The sequence below is a fragment of the Pseudomonas sp. TH49 genome (genome assembly GCF_016650625.1).
Classification (GTDB): Bacteria; Pseudomonadota; Gammaproteobacteria; order Pseudomonadales; family Pseudomonadaceae; genus Aquipseudomonas; species Aquipseudomonas fluorescens_H.
The window spans coordinates 110,245-131,652 of the sequence record NZ_JAEKFL010000001.1; the positions used below are offsets into that span (position 1 = coordinate 110,245).

General features: G+C 61.7%; 19 protein-coding genes. 10 read left to right on the forward strand and 9 right to left on the reverse strand.

Features of this window, described 5'->3' with window-relative positions:
* Window positions 1-72: 72 nt before the first annotated feature.
* A complete protein-coding gene (locus tag JFU48_RS00610) occupies window positions 73-951 on the reverse strand; it encodes an acyl-CoA dehydrogenase family protein (protein ID WP_103522405.1) in 879 nt (292 codons plus the stop codon).
* Between the two features lie 153 nt (window positions 952-1,104).
* Here JFU48_RS00610 and olsB point away from each other — a divergent pair, with 153 nt between their 5' ends.
* Window positions 1,105-1,860 carry an L-ornithine N(alpha)-acyltransferase gene (olsB, locus tag JFU48_RS00615; protein WP_003222441.1) on the forward strand — a complete coding sequence of 252 codons (756 nt, stop codon included), beginning with the start codon at window positions 1,105-1,107 and terminating at the stop codon, window positions 1,858-1,860.
* Window positions 1,860-2,654 (forward strand): lysophospholipid acyltransferase family protein, encoded by a 795-nt coding sequence (locus tag JFU48_RS00620; RefSeq protein WP_201135602.1) that lies wholly within the window; start codon window positions 1,860-1,862, stop codon window positions 2,652-2,654. The genes olsB and JFU48_RS00620 overlap by 1 nt, the downstream gene beginning before the upstream one ends.
* A gap of 110 nt (window positions 2,655-2,764) precedes the next feature.
* Here JFU48_RS00620 and JFU48_RS00625 read toward each other — a convergent pair whose 3' ends face one another.
* Window positions 2,765-3,343, reverse strand: coding sequence for an acyl carrier protein phosphodiesterase (locus tag JFU48_RS00625; protein WP_201135603.1), 579 nt, complete (start codon window positions 3,341-3,343; stop codon window positions 2,765-2,767).
* 169 nt (window positions 3,344-3,512) lie between these two features.
* Between JFU48_RS00625 and JFU48_RS00630 the strand changes: the two genes are divergently transcribed.
* The 3 genes from JFU48_RS00630 to JFU48_RS00640 are packed head-to-tail and all read left to right on the forward strand — an operon-like array spanning window position 3,513 to window position 6,085.
* Window positions 3,513-3,833 (forward strand): ArsR/SmtB family transcription factor, encoded by a 321-nt coding sequence (locus JFU48_RS00630; protein WP_003222436.1) that lies wholly within the window; start codon window positions 3,513-3,515, stop codon window positions 3,831-3,833.
* Between the two features lie 5 nt (window positions 3,834-3,838).
* Window positions 3,839-5,005, forward strand: a complete 1,167-nt coding sequence (locus JFU48_RS00635; RefSeq protein ID WP_003222434.1) for an MFS transporter — start codon at window positions 3,839-3,841, stop codon at window positions 5,003-5,005.
* A 30-nt stretch (window positions 5,006-5,035) separates the two neighbouring features.
* Window positions 5,036-6,085: an alkene reductase gene (locus JFU48_RS00640; protein WP_041070489.1), complete on the forward strand. Its 1,050-nt coding sequence runs from the start codon at window positions 5,036-5,038 to the stop codon at window positions 6,083-6,085.
* A 342-nt stretch (window positions 6,086-6,427) separates the two neighbouring features.
* Here JFU48_RS00640 and emhR read toward each other — a convergent pair whose 3' ends face one another.
* Entirely contained in the window at window positions 6,428-7,060 is a 633-nt protein-coding gene (emhR, locus tag JFU48_RS00645) for an efflux system transcriptional repressor EmhR (protein ID WP_045122322.1), read from the reverse strand.
* A 267-nt stretch (window positions 7,061-7,327) separates the two neighbouring features.
* Here emhR and emhA point away from each other — a divergent pair, with 267 nt between their 5' ends.
* The 5 genes from emhA (at window position 7,328) to JFU48_RS00670 (ending at window position 15,854) form a co-directional block, all read left to right on the forward strand.
* Entirely contained in the window at window positions 7,328-8,482 is a 1,155-nt protein-coding gene (gene emhA / locus JFU48_RS00650; protein WP_003222427.1) for an efflux RND transporter periplasmic adaptor subunit EmhA, read from the forward strand.
* Window positions 8,483-8,485: 3 nt separating this feature from the next.
* Complete coding sequence (gene emhB, locus JFU48_RS00655; protein ID WP_003222425.1) at window positions 8,486-11,635, forward strand: efflux RND transporter permease subunit EmhB; 3,150 nt, start codon at window positions 8,486-8,488, stop codon at window positions 11,633-11,635.
* On the forward strand, window positions 11,632-13,092 hold the full coding sequence (gene emhC, locus JFU48_RS00660; protein ID WP_003222424.1) for an efflux RND transporter outer membrane subunit EmhC: 1,461 nt from the start codon (window positions 11,632-11,634) through the stop codon (window positions 13,090-13,092). Before emhB ends, emhC begins: the two co-directional genes overlap by 4 nt.
* Window positions 13,093-13,508: 416 nt before the next feature.
* A complete protein-coding gene (locus tag JFU48_RS00665; RefSeq protein WP_201135604.1) occupies window positions 13,509-14,768 on the forward strand; it encodes an OprD family porin in 1,260 nt (419 codons plus the stop codon).
* 279 nt (window positions 14,769-15,047) lie between these two features.
* Window positions 15,048-15,854, forward strand: coding sequence for a methyltransferase domain-containing protein (locus JFU48_RS00670; protein ID WP_201135605.1), 807 nt, complete (start codon window positions 15,048-15,050; stop codon window positions 15,852-15,854).
* 104 nt (window positions 15,855-15,958) lie between these two features.
* On the opposite strand, the gene pcaC is transcribed toward JFU48_RS00670, so the two are convergent.
* The 6 genes from pcaC to pcaH all read right to left on the reverse strand — a co-directional run bounded on the left by pcaC (window position 15,959) and on the right by pcaH (window position 21,404).
* Window positions 15,959-16,351, reverse strand: a complete 393-nt coding sequence (gene pcaC, locus JFU48_RS00675) for a 4-carboxymuconolactone decarboxylase (RefSeq protein WP_003222417.1) — start codon at window positions 16,349-16,351, stop codon at window positions 15,959-15,961.
* Between the two features lie 10 nt (window positions 16,352-16,361).
* Window positions 16,362-17,153: a 3-oxoadipate enol-lactonase gene (gene pcaD / locus JFU48_RS00680; RefSeq protein WP_201135606.1), complete on the reverse strand. Its 792-nt coding sequence runs from the start codon at window positions 17,151-17,153 to the stop codon at window positions 16,362-16,364.
* Between the two features lie 11 nt (window positions 17,154-17,164).
* Complete coding sequence (locus JFU48_RS00685) at window positions 17,165-18,529, reverse strand: 3-carboxy-cis,cis-muconate cycloisomerase (protein WP_201135607.1); 1,365 nt, start codon at window positions 18,527-18,529, stop codon at window positions 17,165-17,167.
* 46 nt (window positions 18,530-18,575) lie between these two features.
* Window positions 18,576-19,871 (reverse strand): MFS family transporter, encoded by a 1,296-nt coding sequence (locus JFU48_RS00690; RefSeq protein WP_201135608.1) that lies wholly within the window; start codon window positions 19,869-19,871, stop codon window positions 18,576-18,578.
* Between the two features lie 260 nt (window positions 19,872-20,131).
* Window positions 20,132-20,698 carry a protocatechuate 3,4-dioxygenase subunit alpha gene (pcaG, locus tag JFU48_RS00695; RefSeq protein ID WP_003222412.1) on the reverse strand — a complete coding sequence of 189 codons (567 nt, stop codon included), beginning with the start codon at window positions 20,696-20,698 and terminating at the stop codon, window positions 20,132-20,134.
* Window position 20,699: 1 nt separating this feature from the next.
* Window positions 20,700-21,404 (reverse strand): protocatechuate 3,4-dioxygenase subunit beta, encoded by a 705-nt coding sequence (gene pcaH, locus JFU48_RS00700; RefSeq protein ID WP_201135609.1) that lies wholly within the window; start codon window positions 21,402-21,404, stop codon window positions 20,700-20,702.
* Window positions 21,405-21,408: the final 4 nt, after the last annotated feature.

Below are 21,408 nucleotides of genomic sequence, written 5' to 3' on the forward strand. Positions count from 1 at the left end.
ACAATTTGATCGCATTCCTGCTGAAGGAACTCGGTCAACCTGTGGGAGCGGGCTTGCTCGCGAAGGGGCCCGTCAGCCCACCGCCAAAGCTTTGGCCAAGCGCTTGGCCCTGGCTCCCGCCGCCAACTGCATCACCGACTGATCACGCTGCCACATCAACGCCCACTCCGGATTACCCTCGGCCAACGCCCGATCGATCTCGGGTTTGAACGCATCGAACTGCGCAAACAACCCACCCAACAGCACATGTCCGGCCGGGTTGTTCGGCGGCTGGCGACTCGCTTCCGCACACCCACCCAGCAGCGCCAGCAAGCGCAACAGCAGCGGCTGCGACCAGCCGCTGTCCTGACCGACGCCATACAGCCACGCGGTCATCGCGCTCAACACGTAAACATCTTCCAGAGTGCGGAACGGCTTCACATAAGCATCCCAGCCGTCCCCCGCGAGCAACTCGCACAACGCGCCGTCCAGATGCAGACGACCGTGACTGATGTCCGGCATCAGCGGCAGCGCCGGGAGTTTTTCCACGCGCACGCCGGGTTCGCCGGGATAGACCACCGCCAGACTCAGGCGCGGCGTTTCGCCGGGTTCTTCACTGCGCGCGGCGATCAATAACCAATCCGCCGCATCCCCGGCGGTGACGAAATCCTTTTGTCCGTTGAGGCGCAAATCCGTCAGGCGCGTCTGCATGTCCGCCGGGCGCAAGCTGCGCTGTTCGGTCGCACACAACGCGCCAAGACTCGGCGGTGCGCTCGGCCAGAGCATGCGCAATGCCGCCTGATACCCCACCAGAAACGCCAACCCCGGCGTCGCCATCCGCCGCCCTCCGGCCACCGCCAGTTCGAACGGCGTCACGCTGCCCAGTTGATGCAACAACGTGGCGAAACCTTCCGCCAGATCTGCGACGGCGGGCAGGCGTTCACGACTTTCGAGCAGGGTTGGCCAGGGCATAAGAGGCTCCTTGTGGGCTGTCATACAAGCATCACCAAACGTTCATGGCGATGACACCGGGGCTACATAGCCTGACTTTGCACAACATGGCTGCATAAAGAAAGTCGATCGGCTGCAACCCACGACGGGTTCAAGGCCCGTACGGAGATTCCAATGACTCAGATCGCCCGCATCAGCGACACCGGCAATGAACGCCGCCTGCAAGCCGAACGCCTGATCGGCGCCGAGGCCTTGCAGCAAGCCCAGGCCCTGCGCTTCAACGTGTTCAGCGGCGAGTTCAACGCCAAGCTGAAAGGCGCGGAGCTGGGTCTGGACATGGATGACTATGATGTTCACTGCAGCCACATCGGCGTGCGTGACCTGAACACCGGGCGTCTGGTGGCGACTACCCGTCTGCTCGATCACACCGCTGCCAGCAGTCTGGGCCGTTTTTACAGCGAAGAAGAATTCAGCCTGCATGGCCTCGCCCATCTGCAAGGGCCGATCCTCGAAATCGGCCGCACCTGCGTCGACCCGGCCTACCGCAACGGCGGCACCATCGCCGTGCTCTGGGGTGAACTGGCCGAAGTGTTGAATCAGGGCGGCTACAGCTACCTGATGGGTTGCGCGAGCATTCCGATGCAGGACGGCGGTGTGCAGGCCCACGCGATCATGCAGCGTCTGCGCGAACGTTATCTGTGCACCGAACACTTGCGCGCCGAACCGAAGAATCCGCTGCCGTCGCTGGATATCCCGTCGAACGTGATCGCCGAGATGCCGCCGCTGCTCAAGGCCTACATGCGCCTGGGTGCGAAGATCTGCGGCGAGCCGTGCTGGGACGAAGACTTCCAGGTCGCCGACGTGTTCATCCTGCTCAAGCGCGACGAACTCTGCCCGCGCTACGCCAAACACTTCAAGGCGGCCGTGTGATGAGCCGGTTGCGCGTGTACGCGCGGATCGCGCGGGTGCTGCTGGTGGTGGCGCTGGGCTTGACCATGGCCAGCGTCTTCGGGATGTTCGAACGTCTGGGCCTGGCGCACTCGATGCAACGTCGGCAGCGCTGGTCGCGGTTTTTCATGGCGCGTCTGAGCAATGCCCTGCCCTTTCGCGTAACCGTGCACGGCGAGTTGCCGAAGCAGCCGATGCTGTGGGTCAGCAATCATGTGTCATGGACTGACATTCCGCTGCTGGGCATGCTCACGCCGCTGTCGTTTCTGTCCAAGGCCGAAGTGCGCACCTGGCCGGTGGCCGGTTGGCTGGCGGCGAAGGCCGGCAGTCTGTTCATCCGTCGCGGCTCGGGCGACAGCCAGTTGATCCGCAAACAGATGACACGTCACCTGCAAACGCAACATCCGCTGCTGATGTTCCCGGAAGGCACCACCACCGATGGCCGTTCGCTGCGCACCTTTCATGGTCGCCTGCTGTCGGCGGCGATTGATTCGGAGGTGATGCTGCAACCGGTGGCGATCCGTTATCTGCGCGATGGCGAAATCGACACGCTGGCACCGTTCATTGGCGACGATGATTTGCTCTCGCACTTGATGCGTCTGTTCAGTAACGACTGCGGCGATGTCGAGATTCATGTGCTCAAGCCGATTGCCTGCGTGGGTCGCGAGCGTGCAGCACTGGCGTTCGAAGCACAGCAGGCGGTGCAGAAGGCGTTGTTTGGTGAGGTGGCCAAACCTGCCGAACCGCGTCGCGCCGGCGAATTGATCGCCGCCTGAAACACAGTTCCCCCCTGTGGGAGCGGGCTTGCTCGCGAAAGCGGTGGTTCAGCCAATGCACATGTTGAATGACCTACCGCATTCGCGAGCAAGCCCGCTCCCACAGGGGGTTACTGCGTTGCCGACGTTTGTGCAAATTCTTGAAGCTGCGGATAGAACAAGCGGAAATCCTCACTCAGCGGCTCGTACAACCGCCGCAATTCCTGCATAGCCCCCGCCAGCTCCTCTGGCCGAGTCAGACGCCGCGAGATCCCGCGCAGCACCTGGTCCAGCACTTCGAATTCCTGGTACGAACCCAGCCAGTCATTGGCGACCATGTGCGGGGCGATTTTCGCCAGGCGTTCGGGCAATTGCGGCTCGCTCGACAGCACCCGATAAACGTCGGCGGTGAACTGCTCCAGTGGCTGATCGGCGTACTGCGTCCAGTCCCGCGCCAGGCAATGGTCGAAAAACACATCAAGGACAATCCCGGCATAACGCCGCCGGGTCTCGGAGAAACGCCCGAGGGCGATGTCCACCAAAGGGTGGCGATCGGTGAACACATCGATTCGCCGGTGCAGCTGAATCGCCGCTTCGATCTGCGGAGCAAACTGCCCCTGCAGCCGTCCTTTGACGAAATCGCCATACAGGCTGCCAAGTAATTGCTCGGGGCGCTGGCCTCCGAGGTGTAAATGTGCGAGATAGTTCATGGGCGCAGCTTAGCACTGCGCGCTTTCATCGTTACAGCACGCGTATCGTTATAACCCGATATACCGATTTATGCGGTCATCAGATCAAATTCATATTGGTATATCGCGAAATACCGATTTAAAGTTCGCCTCATCGCGATATAGCGCTACACATCACGAGCATAAAGCCATGAACCTCGACCTCGACGAAATAATAAAAGCCCTGGCACACCCAGTACGGCGAGACATTCTCATCTGGCTGAAAGACCCCAAAGCCCAGTTTCCTGAGCAGATTCACAACCACGAGTACGGCATCTGCGCCGGGCAGATCGATCAACGCTGCGGCCTGTCGCAGTCGACCGTCTCTGCCCACCTGGCGACCCTGCAACGCGCAGGTCTGATCAGCAGCCAGAAAGCCGGCCAGTGGCACTTCTTCAAACGCAACGAGGACGTGATCCAGGCGTTCCTCGACGCCATCGTCAAAGAGCTCAGCGCTCCCACAAGGAATTGATTCAAATGCCCCTCTCGCTACTCATTCTGGCCTTGAGCGCCTTCGCCATCGGTACCACCGAGTTCGTCATCATGGGCCTGCTGCCCGATGTGGCGGCCGACCTCGGTGTGTCGATTCCCGGCGCCGGCTGGCTGGTGACCGGTTACGCCCTCGGCGTGGCCATCGGTGCGCCGTTCATGGCACTGGCCACCGCCAGACTGCCGCGCAAGGCCGCACTGGTAGCGCTGATGGGCATTTTCATCGTCGGTAACCTGCTGTGCGCCATCGCCAGTGACTACAACGTGCTGATGTTCGCCCGTGTCGTCACCGCGCTGTGCCACGGTGCGTTCTTCGGTATCGGTTCTGTGGTAGCTGCCGGACTTGTAGCGCCGAACAAACGCGCATCCGCCGTGGCGCTGATGTTCACCGGCCTGACCCTGGCCAACGTCCTCGGTGTACCGCTGGGCACAGCACTGGGTCAGGAAGCCGGCTGGCGTTCGACGTTCTGGGCGGTGACCGTGATTGGTGTTGTGGCACTGATCGGTCTGATCCGCTTCCTGCCGGCCAAGCGTGACGAAGAAAAACTCGACATGCGCGCCGAACTCGCCGCCCTGAAAGGCGCCGGCATCTGGCTGTCGCTGAGCATGACCGCGCTGTTCGCCGCGTCGATGTTCACCCTCTTCACCTACGTCGCACCGCTGCTCGGCGATGTCACCGGCGTCTCGCCCAAAGGCGTGACCTGGACCCTCCTGCTGATCGGCCTCGGCCTGACGGTGGGCAACATCATCGGCGGCAAATTGGCGGACAAGCGCCTCGGCGCGACCCTGATTGGTGTATTCGTGGCGATGGCGGTGGTCTCCACCGTGCTGAGCTGGACCAGCGTGGCGCTGATCCCGACGGAAATCACTCTGTTCCTCTGGGCCACCGCCTCCTTTGCCGCCGTCCCGGCGCTGCAAGTCAACGTGGTGACCTTCGGCAAGGCCGCACCGAACCTGGTGTCGACCCTGAACATCGGCGCTTTCAACATCGGCAACGCCCTGGGCGCCTGGGTCGGCGGCAGCGTCATCGCCCACGGTTTCGGCCTGACCAGCGTGCCCCTGGCCGCCGCCGCGCTGGCCGTGCTCGCGCTGCTGGTGACCCTGATCACTTTCCGTCAGAACGGCGATGCCGGCCTGGCCCCTGCTACCCACTGATTAACCACTTAACTGACGAGGGTTGTACACATGGCAACTATTTTCGATCCGATCAAACTGGGCGACCTCGAGCTGTCCAACCGCATCATCATGGCCCCGCTGACCCGCTGCCGCGCCGATGAAGGCCGCGTGCCGAACGCGCTGATGGCCGAGTACTACGTGCAACGCGCCTCCGCCGGCCTGATCCTCTCCGAAGCCACCTCGGTGACGCCGATGGGCGTTGGCTACCCGGACACCCCGGGTATCTGGTCCAACGATCAGGTGCGCGGCTGGACCAACGTGACCAAAGCGGTACACGCTGCCGGCGGCAAGATCGTTCTGCAACTGTGGCACGTCGGCCGCATCTCGCACCCGTCGTACCTCAACGGTGAAACTCCGGTCGCGCCGAGCGCCATCCAGCCAAAAGGTCACGTCAGCCTGGTTCGCCCACTCGCCGATTACCCGACTCCACGTGCCCTGGAAACCGCTGAAATCGCCGAGATCGTCGAGGCCTACCGCACCGGTGCCGAGAACGCCAAAGCCGCCGGCTTCGACGGCGTGGAAATCCACGGCGCCAACGGCTACCTGCTCGACCAGTTCCTGCAAAGCAGCACCAACCAGCGCACCGACAACTACGGCGGCTCCCTGGAAAACCGTGCACGTCTGCTGCTGGAAGTGACTGACGCGGCGATCGACGTCTGGGGCGCCGGCCGTGTCGGCGTGCACCTGGCGCCACGCGCCGACTCCCACGACATGGGCGACGACAATCTGGCCGAGACCTTCACTTACGTCGCTCGCGAGCTGGGCAAGCGTGGCATCGCCTTCATCTGCTCCCGCGAGAAAGAAGGCGCCGACAGCCTCGGCCCACAGCTGAAAGAAGCCTTCGGCGGCGCGTACATCGCCAACGAACGCTTCACCAAGGACAGCGCCAATGCCTGGCTGGCAGAAGGCAAGGCTGACGCGGTGGCGTTTGGCGTACCGTTCATTGCCAACCCGGACCTGCCGGCACGTCTGAAGGCCGATGCACCGCTGAACGATCCGCGCCCTGAGCTGTTCTACGGCAAGGGCCCGGTCGGTTACATCGACTACCCGACGCTGTAAACCTTATTCAGGACGCGACAGAAATACAAAAGCCCCCGACTTGTGAAAGTCGGGGGCTTTTTCTTGGGTTTTGCCCCGCAATCGCTGAAGCTCCATTGTGGGAGCGGGCTTGCTCGCGAAAGCGGTATAACCGTCGGCAGATGTATTGAATGTTCAGACGCCTTCGCGAGCAAGCCCGCTCCCACAAGGTGATGCTGTCATTATTGGCGACAGCTAACATTCGTTCACAGCGAAGACACAAAATCCCTACAAAATCCGTAGCTCGCTACGTTTAAACTCGCGGTTCGGGTCTATATAAAAGCAGGCCGATTGACATAACCTGTGCCAATTACGCATTTCGTTTCATTTGCGCAGGCTGGGGCTCAGGCGCAGCATGTCCAGCCCTGTATCGACCCAGCGCTCGGCTTCGGCATGCAATTGAAAGCTGTCCGGCGCCAATAGCCATCCATACAGGAGGCCATCGATATACGCATGAATGCTGATGGCCGCCCGGGCAGTGTCGAGATCTTCCGGCAACTGGCCGCGATTTACCGCATTACGCAAGGTCAGGCCGATGCGCAGGTTGCAATCGAGACTGGCCGTGCGGCGCTGCTGGCGCAGATCGCACATTTCATCGGTGAATTCGCACTTATGAAAAAGAATCTCGTTGATGCGACGGGTCTTCGGATCCAGGGCTACCTGATGGAACAGATGGATCAACAGCTTGCGCATGCACCCCAGTGGGTCGAGTTCGTCCTCGCTCTCGCTGGCCTTCGCCAATTCATCCAGCGGTTCATGCAGGCTGTCGAGCATCGCCTGCACCAGATCCGCCTTGTTGCTGAAATGCCAGTAGATGGCACCGCGCGTGACGCCAGCCAGCGTTGCGATATCCGCCAGGGTCGTGCGGGCCACGCCTCTTTCATAAAACGCTTTCTCGGCCGCTTCGAGAATCTGGCTGCGCGTTTCCTGAGCTTCCTCTTTGGTACGACGGACCATGGCAGTAAAACCTCAAACAGGACGTTTCAGGGATGGCTGAATATCCGCTGAATAAAGAGGGGGCCGATCTCTCACGAATCAGCTCCCCAGCCTACAATTTCAAACCTTGCGACGACTTTTGTAACAGGGTGGGTACGACGCCAAGGTGTTTACAAACAACCATGAACGTAAGTATATTCCTTAGCAAGCTACTTATCCACTCGACCCGATTTTTTTAACCTTCCACACTTCTTGTGCGCACTGTGCGCGCCTGACCCGAGGATCTTCATGCAATTCAAGCCAGCTGTTACCGCTCTGGTCACTGCCGTCGCCCTGGCATCGCTGCTCAGCGGATGTAAAAAGGAAGAAGCGGCCCCAGCCGCTCCGCCTCCTCAGGTCGGCGTCGTCACCCTGCAACCACAAGCCTTTACACTCACGTCCGAACTGCCGGGCCGCACCAGTGCGTACCGCATCGCTGAAGTTCGACCACAGGTCAACGGCATCATTCTCAAGCGCCTGTTCAAGGAAGGCAGCGACGTCAAGGCCGGTCAGCAGCTGTATCAGATCGACCCGGCCGTCTATGAAGCCACCCTGAAAAGCGCCGAAGCCAACCTGCGTTCGACCAAGTCGATCTCCGACCGCTACAAGCAACTGGTTGACGAGCAGGCCGTAAGCCGCCAGGAATACGACACTGCCGTGTCCAACCGCATGGAGTCGGAAGCCTCGCTGCAAAGCGCGCAGATCAACCTGCGTTACACCAAGGTCTACGCACCGCTCTCCGGGCGTATCGGCCGCTCTTCGGTGACTGAAGGTGCGCTGGTCAGCAACGGCCAGGCTGACGCGATGGCGACGATCCAGCAACTGGACCCGATCTACGTCGATGTCACGCAGTCCTCGGTTGAACTGCTGGAACTGCGCCGCGAGCTGGAAAGCGGTCGCCTGCAGAAGGTCGGCGACAACTCGGCAGCGGTCAAACTGACCCTCGAAGACGGCAGCCAGTACAAGCTCGACGGTAAGCTGGAATTCTCCGAAGTGTCGGTTGATCCGACTACCGGCTCCGTGACCTTGCGCGCCGTGTTCCCGAACCCGGATCACACCCTGCTGCCAGGCATGTTCGTACGCGCCCAGTTGCAGGCCGGGGTCAACGCTGCCGCCATTCTGGCGCCGCAACAAGGCGTGACCCGCGACCTCAAGGGTACCCCGACCGCACTGGTTGTCGGCCCGGACAACAAGGTTGAACTGCGTCAGCTCAAGGCCAGTCGCACCGTCGGCAGCCAGTGGCTGATCGAGGATGGCCTGAAAGCCGGCGATCGTCTGATCACCGAAGGCCTGCAATATGTTCGACCAGGTGTTCAGGTCAACCCGACTGAAGCGACCAACGTAGCCAAGAACCCGGCCCCCGCTCAGGCAGCTGACAAAGCCGCTGGCGGCAAAGGGGAGTAACTCATGTCGAAATTTTTTATCGACCGTCCGATTTTCGCCTGGGTAATTGCCCTGGTGATCATGTTGGTCGGGGCACTATCGATCCTGAAATTGCCGATCAACCAGTACCCGAGCATTGCGCCTCCGGCCATCGCGATCTCCGTGACCTACCCGGGTGCTTCGGCACAAACCGTGCAGGACACCGTGGTCCAGGTGATCGAGCAGCAGCTCAACGGTATCGACAACCTGCGTTATGTGTCCTCGGAAAGTAACTCCGACGGCAGCATGACCATCACCGCGACCTTCGAGCAAGGCACCAACTCCGACACCGCGCAGGTTCAGGTTCAGAACAAGCTGAACCTGGCCACCCCGCTGCTGCCGCAGGAAGTGCAGCAACAGGGTATCCGCGTGACCAAGGCAGTGAAGAACTTCCTGCTGGTGATCGGCGTGGTGTCGCGTGACGGCAGCATGTCCAAGGACGACCTGTCCAACTACATCGTGTCGAACATGCAGGACCCGATCTCGCGGACTGCCGGTGTCGGTGACTTCCAGGTCTTCGGTGCCCAGTACGCGATGCGCATCTGGCTCGACCCGGCCAAGCTGAACAAGTACAACCTGACCCCGGCCGATGTCAGCACCGCGATTTCGGCGCAGAACGTCCAGGTGTCGTCCGGTCAGCTCGGTGGTTTGCCGGCGCTGCCTGGCCAGCAACTGAACGCCACGATCATCGGCAAAACCCGTCTGCAGACTGCCGAGCAGTTCAAGGCAATTCTGCTGAAGGTCAACCAGGACGGCTCGCAAGTACACATCGGTGATGTTGCCGACGTTGGCCTGGGCGGTGAAAACTCGACTATCTCGGCCCAGTTCAACGGCAAGCCTTCTTCCGGTCTGGCGGTAAAACTGGCCAACGGCGCCAACGCCCTCGACACCGCCAAAGCCCTGCGTAAAACGATCGACGAGCTCAGCCCGTTCTTCCCGCAAGGCATGGAAGTGGTGTTCCCGTACGACACCACTCCGGTGGTGACCGAGTCGATCAAGGGTGTGGTTGAAACCCTGGTCGAAGCGATCGTGCTGGTGTTCCTGGTGATGTTCCTGTTCCTGCAGAACTTCCGCGCGACCGTCATCACCACGATGACCGTGCCGGTGGTATTGCTCGGTACGTTCGGCATCCTCGCGGCGTTCGGTTTCAGCATCAACACCCTGACAATGTTCGGTATGGTGCTGGCCATCGGCTTGCTGGTGGACGACGCCATCGTCGTGGTGGAAAACGTCGAGCGGGTGATGAGCGAAGAAGGCTTGTCACCGAAGGAAGCGACCAAGAAGTCCATGGGCCAGATCCAGGGCGCTCTGGTCGGTATCGCCCTGGTTCTGTCGGCGGTACTGCTGCCGATGGCGTTCTTCAGCGGCTCCACCGGTGTGATCTACAAGCAGTTCTCGATCACCATCGTTTCGGCCATGGCCCTGTCGGTGATGGTGGCGCTGATCTTCACCCCGGCGCTGTGCGCCACCATGCTCAAGGCGATTCCGAAAGGCGAGCACGGCACACCGAAAAAAGGCTTCTTCGGCTGGTTCAACCGCAGCTTTGACCGCGGCGTGAAAAGCTACGAGCGCGGTGTCGGCAACATGCTGTCGCGCAAAGCGCCGTACCTGCTGGCCTACGTCCTGATCGTGGTCGGCATGATCTGGCTGTTCACCCGCATTCCGACCGCGTTCCTCCCGGAAGAAGACCAGGGCGTACTGTTCGCCCAGGTGCAGACCCCGGCCGGTTCCAGTGCCGAACGTACGCAAGTCGTGATCGACGAAATGCGCTCCTACCTGCTGGAAAAAGAGTCCGGTGCGGTGTCCTCGGTGTTCACCGTGAACGGCTTCAACTTCGCCGGTCGTGGTCAGAGCTCGGGTCTGGCGTTCATCATGCTCAAGCCGTGGCACGAGCGTGATGCGAGCAACAGCGTGTTCGCCCTGGCCCAGCGCGCCCAGCAGCACTTCTTCAGCTTCCGCGACGCGATGGTGTTTGCCTTTGCCCCGCCTGCGGTACTGGAGCTGGGTAACGCCACCGGTTTCGACGTGTTCCTGCAGGACCGCGCCGGTATCGGTCACGAAAAACTGATGGAAGCGCGTAACCAGTTCCTCGGCATGGCCGCGCAGAGCAAGGTGCTCTACCAGGTCCGTCCGAACGGTCTGAACGACGAGCCGCAATACCACCTGGAAATCGACGATGCGAAGGCCCGCGCCCTGGGCGTGAGCATTACCGACATCAACAGCACCCTGTCGATTTCCTTCGGTAGTAGCTACGTCAACGACTTCATCGACCGCGGTCGTGTGAAGAAGGTGTACGTGCAAGGCCAGGCCGGTTCGCGCATGAGCCCTGAAGACCTGAAGAAGTGGTACGTGCGCAACAGCGCCGGGACCATGGTGCCGTTCTCCGCGTTCGCCAAGGGCGAGTGGATCTACGGTTCGCCGAAACTGGCGCGTTACAACGGTGTGGAAGCGATGGAGATCCTCGGTTCTCCGGCGCCGGGTTACTCCACCGGTGAAGCGATGGCCGAAGTCGAAGCGATTGCCAAGAAGCTGCCGGCCGGTGTCGGTATCTCCTGGACGGGTCTGTCCTACGAGGAACGTCTGTCCGGTTCGCAGGCGCCAGCGCTGTACGCCCTGTCGCTGCTGATGGTGTTCCTGTGTCTGGCGGCACTGTATGAAAGCTGGTCGATTCCGATCGCGGTCATGCTCGTGGTACCGCTGGGGATCATCGGTGCGCTGATGGCCACCAGCCTGCGCGGCCTGTCCAACGACGTGTACTTCCAGGTGGGCCTGTTGACGACCATCGGTCTGGCAGCTAAAAACGCCATTCTGATCGTCGAATTCGCCAAGGAGCTGCATGAACAAGGGCGCAGTCTGCGCGATGCGGCGATCGAAGCCTGCCGCATGCGTCTGCGACCGATCATCATGACCTCGCTGGCATTCGTCCTCGGTGTTGTTCCGCTGGCGATCTCCACCGGCGCCGGCTCGGGCAGTCAACACGCAATCGGTACAGGCGTGATTGGCGGTATGCTCACGGCCACGATCCTGGCAATTTTCTGGGTCCCCCTGTTCTTCGTCACCGTGTCGTCCATGGGCCAGCGCAAAAATGCGGACCAGGATGACACCACAGAAACTCCTAAAGAGGCTGGCCAATGAGCAAGTCGCTACTCTCCATCGCGGTCGCAGCCTTCGTGCTGAGCGGTTGCTCGCTGATTCCTGATTATCAGCGACCAGAAGCACCGGTTGCGAACCAGTTCCCGCAGGGCCCGGCGTACTCGCCGGCCCAGGCACCGGCGCAAGCCGCTGCCGAGCAAGGCTGGAAGCAGTTTTTCCATGATCCTGCCCTGCAACAGCTGATCCAGGTCTCGCTGGAAAACAACCGCGACCTGCGCGTCGCGGCGCTGAACATCGACGCCTACGCCGCTCAGTACCGCATCCAGCGGGCCGATCTGTTCCCGGCGGTTTCGGCGAACGCCACCGGCAGCCGCCAGCGCGTTCCGGCACGGGCTTCGCAGACCGGTGAAGCGGGCATCACCAGCTCCTACTCCGCCACCGTCGGCATCAGCGCCTACGAACTCGACCTGTTCGGTCGGGTGCGCAGCCTGAGCGAACAAGCGCTGCAACAATACTTCGCCACTGAAGAAGCGCGGCGCAGCACCCAGATCAGCCTGGTGGCCAGCGTGGCCAACGCCTACCTGACCTGGCAGGCCGACAAGGAACTGCTCAAGCTGACGCAGGACACCCTCGGTGCCTTCGAAGAAAGCTACAAGCTGACCAGCCGCAGCAACGAAGTCGGTGTCGCCTCGGCGCTGGACCTGGCGCAGTCGCGTACCTCGGTGGAAAACGCCCGGGCGCAACTGGCCAAGTACACCCGTCAAGTGGCTCAGGACGAAAACAGCCTGACCCTGCTGCTCGGCACCGGTATCCCGGCCAACCTGCAAGCGGCCAAACCGCTGTCGGATGACCTGCTCAGCGACGTACCGGCCGGCCTGCCTTCGGACCTGCTGCAACGTCGTCCGGACATCCTGCAAGCCGAGTACAACCTGAAAGCGGCCAACGCCAACATCGGCGCGGCCCGTGCCGCGTTCTTCCCGAGCATCAGCCTGACGGCCAACGCCGGTACGCTGAGCCCGGACCTGTCCGGCCTGTTCAAGGGTGGTTCGGGGACCTGGCTGTTCTCGCCGCAGATCAACCTGCCGATCTTCAACGCCGGCAGCCTGCGCGCCAGCCTCGACGCGGCGAAGATCCAGAAAGACATCGACGTGGCGAACTACGAGAAGTCGATTCAGACCGCCTTCCAGGAAGTCGCCGACGGCCTGGCCGCCCGCCAGACCTACACCGAGCAGTTGCAAGCGCAACGTGACTTCGTCGCGGCCAACCAGGATTACTATCGCCTGGCCGAGCGTCGTTACCGCATCGGTGTCGACAGCAACCTGACCTTCCTCGACGCCCAGCGTCAGTTGTTCAGCGCGCAACAGGCGCTGATCACCGACCGCCTCGCGCAGCTGACCAGTGCGGTCAACCTGTACAAGGCGCTGGGTGGTGGCTGGAATGCGCAGACCGCGCAAAACGAACCGCTGAAAGAAGAAGCACCGAAGATGAAGCTGTTCTGATCATCCGGTGAACACAGGGAGCCCGCCACTTGGCGGGCTTTTTGTTGCCTGCCAGAAAGATTCTGGCGTCAGAACCGGCCTCTTCGCGAGCAAGCCCGCTCCCACTTTTGGAATGCATTCCCCTGTGGGAGCGGGCTTGCTCGCGAAGAGGCCCTGATAGACGCCAAAAAGACCCGACTCAATCTTGCGTTCGATAATCGCCCAAAACCCGCTTTCCCCGATTGAATCCCGCCCTTCGCGCCCCGCACCATTCGCTCCACAAAACCAATAACAACAGGTTCGACACCATGCTCCCGCGCCCTGTCCCGTCCGGCTGATCGCCGCCGCTGCATCCCAGATTCTGCAAGCGCTTGCCTGCCCCGAAAGTGGCGGCAACGGACCCGTTCGACCCAAAAAAAATAACAAGAGACCCTGCGATGACTCATCCAACTGCGCCGTACGCCCTTCCCGGCCTGATCGCCCTCGCACTGACCGGCGCTGCCCTGCCTGTCGCAGCCGAAGAAGCCGGATTTGTCGAAGGCGCCAGCGCCAACCTGAACCTGCGCAACTTCTACATCAACCGCAACTTCACCAACCCGACCAAGGCTCAGGGCAAGGCTGAAGAGTGGACGCAGAACTTCATCCTCGATGCCAAATCCGGTTTCACCCAAGGCACCGTCGGCTTCGGCATGGACGTGCTCGGCCTGTATTCGGTAAAGCTCGATGGCGGCAAAGGCACCGGTGGCACGCAACTGCTGCCGCTGGATCACGACGGGCGCCCGGCGGACAATTTCGGCCGTACCAACGTCGCGTTCAAGGCCAAGCTGTCGCAGACCGAAATCAAGGTGGGCGAATGGATGCCGGTGCTGCCGATCCTGCGTTCGGACGACGGCCGTTCGCTGCCGCAAACCTTCCGTGGCGGGCAGATCACCTCGAAGGAGATCAACGGTCTGACCCTCTACGGCGGGCAGTTCCGCGCCAACAGCCCGCGCGATGACAGCAGCATGAGCGACATGTCGATGTTCGGTAAGCCGGCGTTCACCTCGGACCGCTTCAACTTTCAGGGCGGTGAATACGTTTTCAACGAAAAGCGCACGCAGATCGGCCTGTGGAACGCCGAACTCAAGGACATCTACAGCCAGCAATACGTCAACCTGACGCACAGCCAGCCACTGGGCGACTGGACCCTGGGCGCCAACCTCGGCTTCTTCTATGGCAAGGATGACGGCAGCGCCCGCGCCGGCGAACTCGACAACAAGACCTGGTCGGGGATGTTCTCGGCCCGCTACGGCGGCAACACTTTCTACGTCGGCCTGCAGAAACTCACCGGCGACAGCGCCTGGATGCGCGTCAACGGCACCAGCGGCGGCACCCTGGCCAACGACAGCTACAACTCAAGCTACGACAACGCTCAGGAGCGATCCTGGCAGGTGCGCCACGACTACAACTTCGCCGCCCTGGGCATCCCCGGCCTGACCCTGATGAACCGCTACATCAGCGGCGACAACGTGCACACCGCAACCGTCACCGACGGCAAGGAGTGGGGCCGCGAATCGGAACTGGGCTACACCGTGCAGAGCGGCACCTTGCGCGACCTGAACGTGCGCTGGCGCAACTCGACCATGCGCCGCGACTTCAGCAACAACGAGTTCGACGAAAACCGCCTGATCATCAGCTATCCGATCAGCTTGCTGTAAACACCAAGCCCCTGTGGGAGCGGGCTTGCTCGCGAAAGCGGTTTATCAGTCACTTCAATGCTGCCTGACCCTCCGCCTTCGCGAGCAAGCCCGCGCCCACAGGGGTGTTGTGCCATCCGTCAGGATCTGTAGCGCTTCGCAAAGCCTCGGGTAGAGTAGGAAACACCTGAAGGACTCAGGCGCCACACCCTCCCCGCTTCCGCTATCCAAAGTTGTTGGTCCTCAAGTTTTGGCCAGGTTGTCATCGGAAGACACTGCTGATCATCGGAGGACCACCTCATGATCACTCATCTCAATGCAGCACCCGACTGGGACGCCAAGGCGTACCAGCAGTTTTCCCGTCAACGCCAGCGCCCGGTCAACGAATTGCTCGATCGCGTCGAACTGGATAACCCCAAACACATTTACGACCTGGGCTGCGGCACCGGCATTGCCACGCAGCTGCTGGCCGAACGTTGGCCGCGAGCGCAGTTGCTGGGCGTCGACAGTTCGCGGCAGATGCTCGATCAGGCCCGATGTCTGTCGATCAACGCTCGCTGGCAAGAGTGCGACCTGCTCGAATGGCAACCCAGACAACCCGCCGACCTGCTGCTCGCCGCGGCGGTGCTGCATTTCATTGGCGATCATCAACAACTGCTGCCGCGCCTGCTGGGGCATCTGAACCCCGGCGGCTGTCTGGCGGCGCACATGCCGGACTGGCGCGATGCCTTGTGGTATCGATTGATGCTCGACACCCTGGAAGACGCCGGCCCAGGTCACACCCCCATCGGCACGCCGCAACTGCGCCAGCACATGGCGGCGCGACCGCTATTGTCGCTGGAGGATTACTACCGCTTGCTGGCGCCGCTGACCACGTCACTGGATATCTGGGAAACCGAGCAATTACAGGTGGTCGGCGGCAAATCGCCGATCTACGACTGGGTGAAGGTCTCGGCGCTGCGGCCGGTGATGCAGGCACTGACGCCACAGGAACAGGCGCGGTTTATCTACCACTTCCTGATGCGTGTGCATGAGCATTATCCGCCGGAGAAAAACGGGCAGACGCTGTTTCCGTTCAAGCGGATTTTTATTGTCGCCAGGGTGTGAGGTGTCACGGCAAACATCGCCATCGCGAGCAGGCTCACTCCTACAGAGGAACGCGTTCCATTGTGGGAGCGGGCTTGCTCGCGAAGGCGTCAGTTCAGGCACCATCACTCCCGGGATTCAACCCCCAGCTCATCCCACACCGATTCCGCCAGATGGAACGTGGCATTCGCCGCCGGGATCCCGCAATAGATCGCACTCTGCATGATCACTTCCTTGATCTCGCCCCGGCTCACACCGTTGTTGGCCGCCGCACGCAAATGCAGTTTCAGCTCGGCCTCGCGGTTCATCCCGATCAGCATGGCGATGGTGATCAGGCTGCGGGTATGCCGAGGCAGGCCCGGGCGGGTCCAGATGTCGCCCCAGGCGTGACGGGTGATCATCTCCTGGAATTCCGAGTTGAACTCGGTCAGCGCATTCAGGCTGCGATCGACGTGGGCATCGCCCAATACCGCGCGGCGTACTTGCAAACCTTCGTCGTAACGTTGTTTCTCGTCCACAAATCTTCCCTCACTGAGCGTTCAGAAACGCCAACACCCGATCACTGAAAGCGGCACCGGCCTGCACGTTGGACAGGTGCGCGGCATAGAACTCGGCGTACTCGGCGCCGCGCACATGCTCCTGAATGAAATGCCCGCCGGACGGTGGCGTCACCGCATCTTCGGTGCCGGCGATCACCAGCAGCGGCAGGTTGATCGACGCCAGTTGCTCACGGAAATCGGCATCGCGTACCGCCGCGCAATTGGCCGCATAACCTTCAGGTGACGTCGCCGCGAGCATGTCGGTGATCTTCTTCGCCGCGGCCGGATTGGCCGTGGAAAAGTCCGGGGTAAACCAACGGGCAATCGACGCATCACGCAGTGCGACCATCGCTGCCGGGCCATCACGCAACACGGTTTCGATGCGCGGATTCCACACCGACGGGTCGCCGATCTTCGCGGCGGTGTTGCACACAATCAGTTTGTGCAGACGATGACCGGCATTGATCCCCAGCCACTGGCCGATCAACCCGCCCATCGACAATCCGCAGAAATGCGCACGCTCGATGTGCAGCGCATCCAGCAGACCCAGCACGTCGCGACCCAGTTGCTCGATGCTGTACGGCCCCGGCGTCACCAGCGACTGGCCGTGTCCGCGCGTGTCGAAACGCAGCACCCGGAAGTGCTCGGTGAACGCCGGTATCTGCGCGTCCCACATGTGCAGGTCGGTGCCCAGCGAGTTGGACAGCAACAACACCGGCGCATCGACCGGCCCATCCAATTGATAGTGCAGTTCGCCATCGGCGAGTTGAACGAAAGCCACAGCCCTCTCCTTCAGACAGTCAAAGCATTGTGTTCGGCGACTGCGCGCTCGACCCAGGTTTGCGCCTGGCCGAGGTAATGCGCGGGGTCGAGCAGATGATCGAGTTCGGTGCTGCTCAGTTCGGCAGTCACTTGCGGCTCGTCGCCGAGTACCGCACGCAGGTGGCGCTGTTCGGCCACCGCGCGTTTGCAGCATTGTTCGAGCAAATGGTGCGCGGTGTCGCGTCCGACCCGCTGCGCGAGGACGATGCTCACCGCTTCGGCAAGCACCAGCCCTTGAGTCAATTGGAGATTGCGCGCCATGCGTTCGGCGTCGACTTCCAGACCATCGGCCAGCAGGCGCGCCTGTTGCAGCGCACCGGACACCAGGCAGCAGATGTCCGGCAGGGTTTCCCATTCGGCATGCCACAGACCGAGGCTGCGTTCGTGCTCCTGCGGCATGGCGCTGAACAGCGTCGAGACCAGCCCCGGCACCCGCGTCGCGGCACCGATCAACACTGCCGCGCCGACCGGATTGCGCTTGTGCGGCATGGTCGACGAACCACCCTTGCCCGGCGCCGACGGCTCGAACACTTCCGCCGCTTCGGTCTGCATCAACAGACTGACGTCGCGCCCGAGTTTGCCGAGGCTGCCGGCGATCAAACCGAGTACCGCGCCGAACTCGACGATGCGATCACGCTGGGTGTGCCATGGTTGCTCAGGCAAAGTCAGTTGCAGCTCTTCGGCCAACGCCTGGGCGATTAGCAGCGCTTGCTCGCCGAGCGCCGCGAGGGTGCCGGACGCTCCGCCGAATTGCAGCACCAGCAGCCGTGGCTTGAGTTCACGCAGACGCTGGCGACTGCGGGTCACCGCGCCGAGCCAACCGGCAATCTTCATTCCGAGAGTCACGGGCGTGGCGTGCTGCAGCCATGTGCGCCCGGCCAGTGGCGTCGCCGCATGACGTTGGGCATGGGCGGCGAGCGAATCGGCAAGCGCTGCCAGATCGCTTTCAATCAGCTCCAGCGCCTGACGCAATTGCAGCACCAGCCCGGAATCCATCACATCCTGACTGGTCGCCCCCAGATGCACATAGCGCTCGGCCTCGGCACTGCTCGCGGCGATCTGCTTGCCCAACGCCTTGACCAGTGGAATCGCCGAATTACCGGCCGTGGCAATCGCCTCGCCCAGCGCCGCGAAGTCATACAGACCGGCGTTGCAGGCGGCGGCAATCGGCGCGACGGCGGACGCCGGAATCACCCCGACCCGCGCTTCGGCCCGGGCCAGCGCCGCTTCGAAATCGAGCATCGCCTGCACCCGGCCCTGATCGCAGAACACGTCGCGCATATCGCGGGCAGTGAAGTAGGCATCGAACAATTGATTGCCCGGTCGCTGAGTCATAAACAGTCCTTGCCGGCGCGGGCCATCGCGGCCCGCGCTCATCGGTTTACAGATCGTGATGCAAGTACGCCGCCTGTTTCGGCAGGCGCAGGCTGAACAGGAACGCCACCGCCATCATCACCGTGACGTACCAGTAGAAGGCGTTTTCCATGCCCCCGGCCTTCAGGCTCAGGGCCACGTATTCGGCCGAGCCGCCGAAGATCGCGTTGGCCACCGCGTAGGCCAGACCGACGCCGAGGGCGCGGACTTCCGGCGGGAACATTTCGGCTTTCACCAGGCCGCTGATCGAGGTATAGAAACTGACAATTGCCAGCGCCACGGTAATCAGCACAAAGGCCAGAATCGGGCTGCTGATGCTTTTCAGGCTCAACAGGATCGGCACGGTGAACAGCGTGCCGAGCGCGCCGAACCAGAGCATCGAATTACGTCGGCCGATCTTGTCGGCGAGCATGCCGAACAGCGGCTGCATGCACATATACAGGAACAGCGCGCCAGTCATGATGTAGCTGGCGGTCTTCGCGTGCATGCCGGCGGTGTTCACCAGGTACTTCTGCATATACGTGGTGAAGGTGTAGAAAATCAGCGAGCCACCGGCGGTGTAACCGAGCACGGTGATGAACGCGGCTTTGTGATCACGGAACAGCGCGCGAATGCTGCCGGCGTCCTTGTTCTCGCGCATTTCCTTGCTGGCGGTTTCTTTCAGCGAACGCCGCAGGAACAGCGAGATCACCGCCGCCACCGCACCGACCACAAACGGAATCCGCCAGCCGTAGGCACGCAGTTCGTCTTCGCTGAGGAACTGCTGCAGGATCACCACCAGCAACACCGCCAGCAATTGTCCGCCGATCAGCGTCACGTACTGGAACGAAGCGAAAAAGCCGCGCTGGCCCTTGAGCGCGACTTCACTCATGTAGGTCGCGGTGGTGCCGTATTCGCCACCCACCGACAAACCTTGAAGCAGACGCGCGAACAGCAACAGCAGCGGTGCCCACACGCCGATGCTGGCGTAAGTCGGCAGGCAAGCGATGAGCAGCGAGCCGAAGCACATCATCAGCACCGAAATCATCATCGAAGTCTTGCGGCCCTTCTTGTCCGCCAGCCGCCCGAAAATCCAGCCGCCAATCGGGCGCATCAGGAACCCGGCGGCGAATACACCGGCGGTGTTGACCAGTTGCACCGTGGGGTTGTCGGAGGGGAAAAACGCCGGGGCGAAATAGATCGCGCAGAAGGCATAGACATAGAAGTCGAACCATTCGACCAGATTGCCGGACGAGGCACCGACAATGGCGAAGATGCGCTTGCTGCGCTCTTCGCCGGTGTAATGAGCGGTGGTAGTTGTCATTGTTTTTACTCTGAGGGGACAGATGAGAGTCTAGACACACTTCGCAACAGTCCCGTTCCACACATACATCCAACACAATTCCCTTGTAGGAGTGAGCTATGTGGCGAGGGGATTTATCCCCGATGGGCTGCGAAGCAGCCTCAAAACGGATAATCACGGAGCAACAGACCTACCGCATTTACCGGTTTTGCGAGCGCTGCGCACTCGGTCGGGGATAAATCCCCTCACCACAAACTCACTCCCTGGGAATGGGGTCTCGATCAATAATCGAAGAACACCGTCTCCGCCTCAGTGCCCTGCAAAATCACATTCCACTGATAAACACCCGCCGCATCCGGCTTCGCCAGCAACGTCCCGCGGCGCTCAGCCGGCACACATTCCAGCAGCGGATCATTGACGTTCGCCGGATCGCCTTCAAAGTAGATGCGTGTCAGCAAGTGTTTGACCAGACCGCGGGCAAACACCAGCACCACCAGGTGCGGGGCCTGGGTCGAGCCCTTCAGGCCTTCGACCGTGCCCGGTTTGATCGTGGTGAAACGGAAGCGCCCTTCGGCGTCCACCGGCACCCGGCCGAAACCTTCGAAGTGCGGGTCCAGTGGTTTGTCCTGCTCGTCTTCCGGGTGCGCGTATTTGCCGGCGGCGTTGGCCTGCCAGACTTCGAGCATCGCGTCGTTGACCACATCGCCGTTGCCGTCAACGACTTGGCCGGTGATCGCCACGCGCTCGCCGAGGGTTTGTTCGACCGCGAGGTTTTCGCGGTTCAGCCAGGTCAGGCCGATGTGGTAGTACGGCCCGACGGTATGGGACGTGGTGGCAGTCAGCGTCATCTTATTTCTCCATCGGCGTGGCGTCGCGGCCGCGCAAGACGATGTCCCAGCGATAGCCGAGGGCGTAGGACGGAATGGTTTTTTCCAGATCGAAAGCGGCGATCAGACGCTCCTTGGCGGAGGTGTCCGGCACGCAGTTGTAGATCGGGTCGTAGGCCAGCAGCGGGTCGCCGGGGAAATACATCTGCGTCACCAGACGGGTGAGGATGCTCGGCCCGAACAGCGAGAAATGGATGTGCGCCGGGCGCCACGCGTTGTGGTGGTTGCCCCACGGATAGGCGCCGGGCTTGATGGTCTGGAACTGATACCAGCCGTCGGCGTCGGTCACGGTGCGACCGGTACCGGTGAAGTTCGGGTCCAGCGGCGCGTCGTGCAGATCGCGTTTGTGGTTGTAGCGGCCGGCGGCGTTGGCCTGCCAGATCTCCACCAGAATCCCCGGCACCGGCAAACCGTTTTCATCGAGCACACGGCCGTGAATGATGATGCGCTCGCCCAACGGCTCGCCGTCGTGCTGAGCAGTCAGGTCGTTGTCTTTCTCGGCGACGCGTTCGGCACCGATGGTCGGGCCGGTGGTCTCCGACAACGAATGCGGCAGAAACACCAATGGCTTGGACGGCGAGCGCAGGTTGGTGGATTGATACGTCGGGTGCAGGTACTCAGGCTGGGTGCCTTCCTGCGGACGACGGTAGCCAGGCTTGTCAGTCATTTCG